Source organism: Pseudomonas sp. P5_B2 (assembly GCF_056400445.1).
The window spans coordinates 1-10,703 of record NZ_JBFULH010000130.1 but is presented as its reverse complement, the minus strand read 5'-3'; the positions used below and the strand labels follow the sequence as shown (position 1 = coordinate 10,703).

The following is a 10,703-nucleotide window of genomic DNA, read 5'->3' as shown; positions in this document are numbered from 1 at the left end:
TTCGCGAGCAGGCTCGCTCCCACAATGATCTGCGCTGTTTTTTGTATTGATGTGTGGCGCCATCGGAGAACTTTTCTGGTGAGATTGGACAGTGTCAGGGGCGGGGTCGGTTGTTAGGCTCAACCCCCACTGCACATCCAATAAGAACCAAAAGCAATGAAGCTGACATTCCTCCTGCTGCTGCTTTGTGGAACGGCGCCGATGGCATGGGGCTGGTCCAACCATACGGTCGGCAGCTACCTGGCGTTGCAGGATCTGCCGGCCTTGCGCACAGCCCCGCAGGTTGAAGTCGAGCCACTGGAGCACTTTCTCGCGCAACAATACCAAGCCGTGTCCACGCTGCTGGACGATCAGGAACGCTTCGCCCGTGAGCACTTCGCCCGGTACCCGCCGCGTCCCGACAGCCTGCGATTGCCAGCGGTGCCTGGGGACAATCTGCGCCATGACTTCCTCACCGCGTTACGGATCAATCCGCGGATTCATCTTGCCATGGTCATCCAGCCACTACCGGGCAAGGATCTGCCCGAGCGTGAACACCTCAAGGCCGAGCAGGTCATGGTCGAGCAGACACTCTCGCCGTGGAATCGCCAGCGTTTCATCCACGTGGCTGACGGCGAAAAAGTAGCGCCCTTGGCCGTGTTGGCCAGCGCCGCCGATGAGCCTGATTACGGCCACGACATCAATCTGTTCAGCGACAACCCTGGCGAGGTGGGCTCGTTGTACGGCTTCGGCTCGCAATCTTTCGGCGATGCCCGGTTTCAGTACAGCTCCCAGGCGCCGTTCCATATGGGGTTCTTCCATGAAAGTGCGATGGTGTATGCCGCCGCGGGATTTCTTCAGCGCAGTTGGCCGGACTGGCGCGCCGACCAGTACATGGGTTTGGCGCGACTGGCGTTTGCCACTGGCCATCCTTACTGGGGCTATCGTTTTCTCGGTTGGGGCCTGCACCACGTTCAGGACCTGACCCAGCCCTATCACGCCAAGCCGCTGCCCGGCGTCGAACTGATGAGCCTGCTGCTGATGGAAAGCAAGGCGCTGGCCGGCTTCGACGCCGATAAGCAAGCGGCCATCGAACGAGTCGCCACCCGCCACATGGAGGTGGAAAAATATCAGTCGGCCTGGCTTCGTCGCCTGCTGCGCGCCGGTCAGGCACACCCGATGCTCGATGCTTATGCCGATCTCGCACATGACGCCAGTTACCCACCGTACTCGGTCGACTACCTGCGCGAAGTGGTGAGTGCCGAGTCTGCCGCCGAATCCGCAGCGTTTGATGAAGCCATCGGGCAGTGGCTGGACACGGCTGTGATCACCAGCGATTTCAGCGCCGGTAACCAGGTGCAGCGCGAAGACTTCGACCATCCGGCACTTAATCAACAGCTGTTCGAACTGCTGGGGCATTTCGGCGCGCACAGCCGGATTTATGTCAGTGCGGGATTGGCGCCATAGCTATCGCGGCAACATGGCCCATGCACACAGAAACCTAAAAAAAATAAAATCAGGGAAGAGGAATAGATCATGAGCACTCGATTTCGCCTGTCTGGCACGGCGCTCCCCGGCGTCGGCCTGGCAGGGCTGCTGCAACTGTGCGCGGTCGATGGCGTGCAGGCCGAGGAGTTCAGCGTGCTGGACAATCAGGTCACCGGTTCTTTCGACAGTACCTTGTCCTATGGCCGCTTGTGGCGGGTGCAGGGAAGGGACAAAAACAACGACGACATCAACACCAACGACGGCAATCGCAACTTCGACACCGGGCTGGTTTCCGAGGTGTACAAGATCACCTCGGAGCTTGAGGCCAACTATCAGAACTACGGGGTGTTCATGCGCGGCACCGCGTTCTATGACACCCAGCTGATGGACAAGCGCAACGATTACTACCGCAACAACAACCCGTCGCAACCGAGCCAGAGTTACCCCCAGGACGACCACTTCACTGACCAGACCCGCGACATTGCCGGTAGCCGGGTGGAGATGCTCGATGCCTACGTCTATGGCAACTGGGACGTGGCGCAGATGCCGGTCACGGCACGTCTGGGGCGCCAGGTGTTCAACTGGGGCGAGGGGATTTTCTATCGTGGCGGGATCAACACCACCAACCCGGTGGACGCGGCCAAGTACCGTTTGCCCGGCGCCGAAGTCAAGGAAGTGCTGGTGCCGGTGGAAGCGCTCAGCTTCAACATCGGCCTGACCGACACCCTGACCATGGAAAGCTTCTACCAGACGAACTGGAAAGAAACCCGCATCGACCCGGTGGGCACTTTCTACTCGCAGACAGACCTGTTCGCCGACGGCGGCAACACCGGCTACAACAACTTTACCGATACCGCGCTGGACACCCCGGTGCCTGGCTTCGGCAACGTGATCAACCTGTACAGCGCGCTGGGCAACAACCCCTTGCTTAACCAGGCACTGAGTACCACTGGCCTTTATGCCAACGGGGTGACCCCGACCTTCGGCAATATCGTCAAGGTGGCTTCGGTCGGCAAGGATGACAACGCGCGCAATGACGGCCAGTTCGGTTTCGCCTTTCGCTACATCGCAGAAGAACTCAACAGCACCGAGTTCGGGGTGTATCTGGTCAACTACCACGCCAAGGAACCGACGGTCTCCGCCGATCTGGGGGGTTACCAGGGCATCGACATGAATGCCCTGACCAACCTGTTGACCGGTGTCGCCGGCAGTCAGGCGGGGCAACTGGCCAACGGCCTGGCGACTGTGGATGTGATGGGCAATATTCAGGCTCATCGTCGCTACGCCGAAGACATCCGCATGTACGGCTTCAGTTTCAACACCACCCTGGGCCAGGCGTCCGTGTTCGGTGAAGTGGCCTATCGGCCGAACCTGCCCATCGGGGTCGCCGCCACCAACGACCTGATCGGCGACCTGGCCAACGGCGCTGCCGCATTGGCAGGCGGTCAGAGCATCAACATTGGCGGGGAGCAAGTCACGCTCGACAGCCAGATCAACAACGCTGAGCGGGTGGAAGCGTTCAACACCTCACTGGGCACCATTTACAACTTTGGTCCGAGCCTGTCGTTCGACTCGATGTTCGGTGTGTTCGAGCTGGCGTCCGAGCACCTGCGCGGCAGTGACCTGCAGTACACCGCTTATGACGGCAGTAACCGTTACTACGCGGGTACCGGTAACTTTTCCTATGTGTCCGGCGGCCGTCGTAGCGACCAGGTCAACCGCGATTCCTACAGCTACACCGCGATGGTCAACGGCACCTGGAACGACGTGTATGCCGGGGTCAACGTCTCGCCCTACGTCGTCTACAAGGACGACTTCAAGGGCAACAGTTATCAGGCGGGCAACACCATCGAGGGCCGCAAGGCCTACACCCTGGGGATCAAGGCCAACTACCAGAACAAGCTGGAGGCCGAGCTGCAATACACCGAATTCTACGGCGGTGGGCAGGACAACGGCCTGCGCGACCGCGACAACGTCGGCTTCAACCTCAAGTACTTCCTTTAAGTGCTACACGCAAATCAAGTGTGGGAGCGGGCTTGCTCGCGAAAGCGGTGTTTCAGGCGACATTTGTGCTGGATGTGTCGCCCTCTTCGCGAGCCAGTCGGATCGCCGCACCGCCGCTCCCACATTGGATCTTTTGTGTATTGCAGACCGCACTCCCTGACAGCAGGTTTTATTTCGGAGAACGTCCATGTTTCACCTATCACGACTGACCAAGACCACCTTGGCGCTGTTCCTGAGCCTGGCCGCCGGCAACGCGCTGGCCGCCATCTCGCCCCAGCAAGCCGAGCAATTGAAAACCACGCTGACACCGCTAGGGGCAGAGCGTGCCGGCAACGCCGGCGGAACCATCCCTGCCTGGGCCGGCGGTATCACCCAAGCGCCAGCAGGCTACAAGCCGGGCCAGCATCATCCGGACCCGTACGCGGCAGACAAGCCGCTGTTCACCATCACCAAGGCCAACCTTGAACAGTACAAGGCCCACCTCAGCCCGGGCCAGATCGCCCTGTTCAACAGCTACCCAGACACCTTCCAGATGCCGGTCTATCCCTCTCGTCGGTCGGGCTCGGCGCCGCAGTGGCTGTATGACAACACCTTCAAGAATGCGACCTCGGCCAAGCTGCTCGAGGGCGGTAGCGGTTTTGCCGATGCCTATGGCGGTGTGCCGTTCCCAGTGCCCAAGGACGGGATTGAGGTGTTGTGGAACCACATCACCCGTTATCGAGGCATCTATGTGGTCCGTCGTGCCTCCGAAGCGCCGGTACAGCGCAACGGCAGCTTCGCGCTGGTGACCTCGCAGCAGGAGGGACTCTTCACCTATTACCGCCCAGGCGGGCAGTTTGCCGACCTGAAAAACATCCTGTTTTACTACTTGGCATTCGTGAAGAGCCCGGCCCGGCTGGCCGGCGGTGCGGCGTTGATTCACGAGACCCTGGACCAGCTCAAGGACCCTCGTCAGGCCTGGATCTACGACGCCGGCCAACGCCGTGTGCGCCGGGCACCGAACCTGGCGTATGACACGCCGATCGCCTCATCCGACGGCCYGCGCACGGCGGACGATACCGACCTGTTCAACGGCTCGCCAGATCGCTACGACTGGAAGCTCAAGGGCAAGCAAGAAGTCTACATCCCCTACAACAATTACAAGGTCGGCAGCCCTGAGGTGAAGTACGCGCAGTTGCTCACACCGGGTCACCTCAACCCGCAATTCACCCGTTATGAGCTGCACCGGGTCTGGGTGGTCGAAGGCACGCTCAAGCCGGGCTCGCGGCATATCTACTCCAAGCGCGTGCTGTTTCTGGACGAGGACAGTTGGGGTGCAGCATTGGTGGATCAATACGACGGGCGAGGGGAGTTGTGGCGGGTGTCGATGGCCTACCTGAAAAATTTCTACGACCTGCCCACCACCTGGAGTGCGCTGGACGTTTTCCATGACTTGCAGGCGCGTCGTTACTACGTGCAGAACCTGGACAACGAAGAGCCGGCCACCGTGGACTTCGCCCAAGCGGCGCCGGAAGACGCGTACTTCATGCCGTCGGCATTGCGCCAGMGCGGGACGCGGTGACTCACCTGACGCATTCGCGAGCAGGCTCGCTCCCACAGGGTAATGGGTTGGTCACAGAATTCGTGTTCGACGCCTTACCTGTGGGAGCGAGCGTGCTCGCGATTTTTGATCGTGCCCACGCTCTGCGTGGGCATGCAGCCCGTGACGCTCTGCGTCACATTTAGGAGCGGACGTAGAGCGTCCGTTGCGGCATTCCCACGCGGAGCGTGGGAACAATCAAAAGTGAATGTCAAACGCGGAAATGGCTGACCATCATCTGCAGCTGATTCCCCAACCGTGCCAGTTCAACGCTGGACGCAGCAGTTTCGTCGCTGGCAGAGGCGGTCTGTTCGGACACGTCGCGCACGTTGATGATGCTACGGCTGATCTCTTCGGCCACGGCACTTTGCTGCTCGGCAGCGGCGGCGATCTGCTGGTTCATCGACTGGATGTTGGACACGGTGCGGGTGATGTTTTCCAGTGATACCCCGGCCTTGCGGGTCAGCGCAACGCTGCTGTCGGTGAGGGTGCGGCTGTTGTTCATCACCGCCGACACTTGTTGCGTGCCGTTCTGCAAAGCGGCCACCAAGCCTTCGATTTCTTCGGTGGATTTCTGAGTGCGCTGGGCCAAACCACGGACTTCATCGGCCACTACCGCGAAACCACGACCGGCTTCACCGGCACGCGCCGCTTCAATCGCGGCGTTGAGCGCCAGCAGGTTGGTCTGTTCGGCGACGGCTTTGATCACGTCCATCACGCTGCCGATCTTGTCGCTTTCCCGTTGCAGCACACTCATGGCTTCGGTGGAGCGCACCACTTCGCTGGCCAGGCGTTCGATCTGGGCGATGGCTTCGTTGACCACTTTGTCGCCCTCGCGCGCTTCGCCGTCTGCCGCTGCAGCGGCTTGCGAAGCTTCTTCGGCATTGCGCGCGACTTCCTGCACAGTCGCTGTCATTTCGTGCATGGCAGTGGCGACCTGATCGGTCTCGACCTTCTGGCTGTTGACGCCAGCGCTGGTTTGCTCGGTCACGGCGGACAACTCTTCAGCCGCGCTGGCGATCTGTGTGACGCCGTCGCGGATGCCGCTGATCAGGTCGCGCAAGGTCACGCCCATGCGTGCGATGCCTTGCTGCAACACACCCAGTTCGTCACGACGAGTGACTTTGACGTCCTGGGACAGGTCGCCGCTGGCGATGCGTTCCACCACGGCCAAGGTGTCGCGAATCGGGCCAGTGATTTGACGAGTGATGATCACGGCGGCAATCGCGCCAACCAGCAACGCGAGCAAGGTGCTGATCAATTGCAGAGTGCGGGCCTGGGCACTTTCTGCATCGCGGCGATCGAGCTGAATCTGATACAGCTGTTCGCTCAGGGTCACGATAGCGGCGCCTTGTTCGGTCATTTCCTTGCGCGCCTGCACAACGTCGGTGTTGGCCGCTTTATAAGCCTGCAAGGCGCTTCGATAGTTGGCCAGCGCGGTTTCCAGCTGACGCAGGGCATCTAACTGAGTCTCGGCAAATTGCACATTGAGTGGTTTGAGGCTGGTAATCGCCGCATCCAATTGGCCGACGGCTTTTTGCTCGGTCTCGACGTTAGTGGTGGCGGTGTAGCCGCGCACTTCGTAGCGGGTCAGGATGAACGCTTCCTTGGCGGCTGTGATGGCCTGGAATTGTTCGAAACGCTGATCATCCAGGGGCATTTGCTGCACCCGGGAACTGAGGGCCTCGATCAAGGTGCTGGCGGTTTGAGCATGGGCTGCCATGGCGTCGCGGGCATTGTTGCCAGTGCGGTAGGCGCTGCGCATTTTATTCAGGGAGGTTTGGTACGCCGCAATGACGGTGCCTTGCTCCTTAAGCAGCTTGAGGTTTTCCGGACTCTTGAAGGTCGACAGCAATGCTTGTTGCTGGGCCGAGAAGGCATCGAGGGTGGTCTGTACGTTCTGTGCGGCGGTTTCGTCGCCATTGGTCAGCATGTATTGCAGGCGCACCACGCGTAGCTTGGTCAGGCCGGCGTTGAGCTGGGTGATGTCGCTCATCCAGTTGCTGCGATCGATCAAGCTGCCCAGGCTCGTCCAGCCGGTCAGGGCGAGGACGCAGGTCAGGGCCAGGACCAGGCCGAACCCCAGGCCCAGTTTCATGTTCACGCTGATATTGCCGAACCAGCTATTCATCAATTCCTCCAGGAATGTTGTGCTTCTTGATCATCGATTGGCTGGAAGATTGTTTTTTTTTGGCGCCAGCAAGGTAGGTAGCAGGTCTGTATCGGCCGCATTTGCGAGAGCTGAAAGGATTTTGTCAGGCTGATCCTGTAACAAGACTTTGCGCAGGTTTTAAGCTTTTTTTCACATTACGTTCACCGCTTGCCAACGCACGGCTCGTTAACCTCTCGGGATTAAATGAGAGCTGTACGTGCCGGCGAGGCGGTTTGATGTGGAATTGAGACTGAACCTGCTCGGGATAAAACGCTCGATTGATTTGAGCCGCTATGCCCGCTATCGCAATGTGGCAGTGATGCTGGCTTCCGCGCTGCTGGTGATCCCGTTGACGGTATGGCTGTTGCAGCCCGCCGGCGTGCCGGACCTTGCCCATGGCAATGTCGCGGGCGCCAAGGCGTTAGCGGACGGCTGGGCCAAGGGCGACATGATCGTGCTGGTTCGTCATGTCGAACGTTGCGATCACTCCCCAGCCCCTTGCCTGGCGGGCAACGATGGCATCACGGAGCGCTCTCGAAGCGTTGCGGTCAGTGTGGGTGCGCAGTTCCAGCGCCTCGGGCTGAACAAGGCCGACATCTACCACAGTCCGATTCTGCGTGCTGYGCAGACCGCCAATTTTATGTTCAGCAAGACAGGCGTCGGGGAGGACTGGCTAATCAGTTGCAAGGGCACTATGTTGCGTGATGCTTTGGCGCATAAAGTAGCGGGCCGCAATCTGATTCTGGTGACCCACAGTGAATGCATGACGCAACTCGAAAAGGACCTCAAGTTGCCAACCTCAACCCTGGGTTATGGCGCCTCATTGTTTATCACCGCGCCAACGCCTCAAGCGGCACATATGCTGGGCTTCATTGACGCCTCCGACTGGCAGACGGTGACCACCGAATGAATTTACCTCTAGATCAGGACTAACAATGCTGAATTTTTCCCGACACCGCTTTTACTGGGTGAACTTCGGTATTGCGCTAGTCTGCGCAGCTGCGGTTTTCCTGATGTTCGACATGACTACCATCGACATCGCCTTCAACAATCTTTTTTTTGATCCGGTCACCCAGACCTTCCCGCTCGACAAGGTTCACTTCTTCGAGAAAGTCACCCACAAGTGGGCGCGCATCATTCCCAACTGGACCGCTGAAATCGCCTTGATTGGCATGTTTCTTTCGTTTGCCTGGCCACTGGTCAACCCGCAAAAGCGCCCGCGTATCGGTCAATTTCTGGAGCGGATCAAAGCCGCCCCCGTGCTGCGGTTTACCTATGACCATCGCCGTGACTTTATCTTTGTGGTGGTGGCGTTTTCCGTCTGCACCGGCGTGATCCATTTCCTGAAGGCCCACACCAGCGTGTATTGCCCGATTGAAACGACCCTCTACGGTGGCAAGATTGCGCATATGGAGTGGTACAACAACTTCCAGCTGTTCCATGAAGCCGGCGACGGCCGCTGCTGGCCGGGTGGGCATGCGTCGGGTGGTTTCACCATGCTTGCGCTGTACTTCGTTGCGCGTCGCTACCAGTGGCGATATTCCAAAGCGGTGTTGTGGTTCTCGTTGGTGCTCGGTTTCGTCTACGGAACAACAAGGGTTCTGCAAGGCTGGCACTACATGTCCCACACCTTCTGGGCCGGGATCTTCGTTTGGCTGGCGTGCTTGCTGACGGCCCTGGCGTTTTACGGGCGGGCAAGACTGGACGTGCCGGTGCTGAAAAAGGGTTCGGCGTCAGCGGACATGAGCACCACGCTGGACGCTACGCCACCCACCACCGTGTGAAAAACAGACAGTGAAAGGTTGTCCGTTCTTTCAGGCAAAAAAAAGCCCGCGGGAGGGCGGGCAAACTGTAGTTTCTTGAAGAGCGAGGGCAATGTACCGATTGTTGAGGCGCGACGGGGTGAAGAAAAGTTCATGTAGATGAACGCCCGCGGGGCAGAGCGTTTACGGCAAATGATCCGCCGCAAAGTCCGCCTCCGAACGCGCGCGAAACTGCCCTTTGCGGCAGGCTTGCTGGAATCGTTCGTAGTCGCGGTCATTCTGGTCGGTGTAACTTTTTGCGTATTTGATCAGCGCCTCTGCCAATGCATCGCTCTTGCCGATGTACCCGCTGATCTGCGAGGCGTGTCCGGATGATTTGGCATGGGCGCGAGCGAGGGCGCGACCACACAAGTGTGCATAGGCTGCAAACGCTTCGGTGTCGAAGGTTTCCAGTTCCGCTGAAATTTTCATGTCGCGCAGCTGGCGCACATAAAAGTGTCGACMGCTGGGACCGGTGGTCCAGCCGAGGAACAGGTCACTGGCAGATTGCATCAACCGCTGACCATCAACCACTCGCTGACCGTTATGTCGCACACGCGATTTCGCCTTCACGTAATCGGCTAGCACCGAACGTCGCGCTTCCTTGAATTGCAGGAACAGCGGGAACTCTTGTTCATCCGTCATCAGCGCCACCAGGCAACGCGTGCCGACACTGCCTACGCCCACCACTTTGAACGCCATATCGTGAACGTGAAAACGTGACAGTAGTTCACGACGGTCCGCCTGCAGCGTGGTTCGGTAATCGCTCATGAACGTGTCGTACAACGGGCGCCAGTCCGACAGGCGCAGCCAGTCATCGTCGGCATCCAGCAGCGTGGTGTTTTTGTGCAGGTGGAAAATTTCCGGCAGGTCATCGCGAATGACCAGATGACCTTTTGCGTGACGTTCGCTGATTTTCGGCAGCAGTTCGGCATGCGTACGCCGTTCGGCTTTTGCGATGGCACGCTCCACATGCTCCAGCGTGCCTTTGCTCGCCTGCTTGAGCAGGTCATCGTAACTGATGGACTCGTACCAGCTCTCCAGTGCGCTTTGTTGGGCGCACTCAAGCATGGTTTCCTGATAGGCGCCGACCACTTGGCGGCAAACGGTTTCTTCCACCGTCTCACCATGGCGCAGGCCCCGGGCTGCGACCATGAAACTCGCCACCAGGCGTTTCAGGTCCCATTCCCAAGGGCCAGGGTGGGCTTCGTCGAAGTCATTGACGCTAAACAACAGATTGCGCTCGGGGGTGGCAAAACCGCCGAAATTCATCAGGTGGCAATCGCCACAGATCGTCGATACCAGGCCCATGTCGGGTGTGGCGGCCAAGTCATGGGCTTGCAACAAGGCGTTGCCACGATAGAAGGCGAACGGCGACACGAGCATGCGGCCATACCGTAATTCGACCAGTGATTTGATTCGACCCTCACTGGACCGCTTGATCAACGGCAGAGGATCACGCGTTGCTTTCCCCATCGCCGCCTGAGCGCTGCGCGAGCAGTTTTTGCGAGCCTCCTTGCCTTGCTTCAAACGGTCTTCGAGGTTAGTCATGAGGCCTCTTTTTGGTTGGCGTTTTGAGGAGAATTGGAACTGAGTGTAGAAGGGGCGTGTGGGGTTGAGCTGTTACGGGTACCTGATGAATAGGCATTGGCTGGGAAAATCAGCAAAAACTACCAGAACTAGTCATGCTGAGTAGCTT

The 10,703-nt window shown here is 59.1% G+C and carries 6 protein-coding genes and 2 pseudogenes; 5 read left to right on the top strand and 3 right to left on the bottom strand.

Annotation, left to right across the window (positions count from 1 at the left end; translation table 11 throughout):
* The first annotated feature begins 156 nt into the window (after positions 1-156).
* The 3 genes from AC1DRJ_RS13000 (at position 157) to AC1DRJ_RS12990 (ending at position 5,032) form a co-directional block, all read left to right on the top strand.
* The gene (locus AC1DRJ_RS13000) at positions 157-1,446 is read left to right on the top strand and encodes a phospholipase (RefSeq protein WP_477802505.1); all 1,290 of its coding nucleotides are present in this window, start codon (positions 157-159) and stop codon (positions 1,444-1,446) included.
* A 69-nt stretch (positions 1,447-1,515) separates the two neighbouring features.
* Complete coding sequence (locus AC1DRJ_RS12995) at positions 1,516-3,471, top strand: DUF1302 domain-containing protein (RefSeq protein ID WP_477802504.1); 1,956 nt, start codon at positions 1,516-1,518, stop codon at positions 3,469-3,471.
* 187 nt (positions 3,472-3,658) lie between these two features.
* Positions 3,659-5,032: a DUF1329 domain-containing protein gene (locus tag AC1DRJ_RS12990; RefSeq protein ID WP_477802503.1), complete on the top strand. Its 1,374-nt coding sequence runs from the start codon at positions 3,659-3,661 to the stop codon at positions 5,030-5,032.
* A gap of 229 nt (positions 5,033-5,261) precedes the next feature.
* Here the strand turns inward: AC1DRJ_RS12990 and AC1DRJ_RS12985 are convergent.
* Together AC1DRJ_RS12985 and AC1DRJ_RS12980 are read right to left on the bottom strand one after the other, a co-directional pair.
* Positions 5,262-5,858 (bottom strand): annotated as a pseudogene (locus AC1DRJ_RS12985) (methyl-accepting chemotaxis protein); the annotation flags it as partial.
* Positions 5,859-6,119: 261 nt separating this feature from the next.
* Positions 6,120-7,148: pseudogene (locus tag AC1DRJ_RS12980) on the bottom strand (methyl-accepting chemotaxis protein); the annotation flags it as partial.
* 292 nt (positions 7,149-7,440) lie between these two features.
* Here AC1DRJ_RS12980 and pmrG point away from each other — a divergent pair.
* Positions 7,441-8,112, top strand: a complete 672-nt coding sequence (gene pmrG / locus AC1DRJ_RS12975; protein WP_477802502.1) for a lipopolysaccharide core heptose(II)-phosphate phosphatase PmrG — start codon at positions 7,441-7,443, stop codon at positions 8,110-8,112.
* A 25-nt stretch (positions 8,113-8,137) separates the two neighbouring features.
* Positions 8,138-8,986 carry a phosphatase PAP2 family protein gene (locus AC1DRJ_RS12970; protein WP_477802501.1) on the top strand — a complete coding sequence of 283 codons (849 nt, stop codon included), beginning with the start codon at positions 8,138-8,140 and terminating at the stop codon, positions 8,984-8,986.
* Positions 8,987-9,148: 162 nt separating this feature from the next.
* Here the strand turns inward: AC1DRJ_RS12970 and AC1DRJ_RS12965 are convergent, their stop codons facing one another.
* Positions 9,149-10,555, bottom strand: coding sequence for a DUF2252 domain-containing protein (locus tag AC1DRJ_RS12965; RefSeq protein ID WP_477802500.1), 1,407 nt, complete (start codon positions 10,553-10,555; stop codon positions 9,149-9,151).
* Between the last annotated feature and the right edge of the window lie 148 nt (positions 10,556-10,703).

Excerpts from the sequence above, each read along its gene's own strand:
- AC1DRJ_RS12970 (WP_477802501.1), top strand. The coding sequence starts at position 8,138 with ATGCTGAATTTTTCCCGACACCGCTTTTACTGGGTGAACTTCGGTATT.
- AC1DRJ_RS13000 (WP_477802505.1), top strand. The coding sequence starts at position 157 with ATGAAGCTGACATTCCTCCTGCTGCTGCTTTGTGGAACGGCGCCGATG.
- AC1DRJ_RS12995 (WP_477802504.1), top strand. The coding sequence starts at position 1,516 with ATGAGCACTCGATTTCGCCTGTCTGGCACGGCGCTCCCCGGCGTCGGC.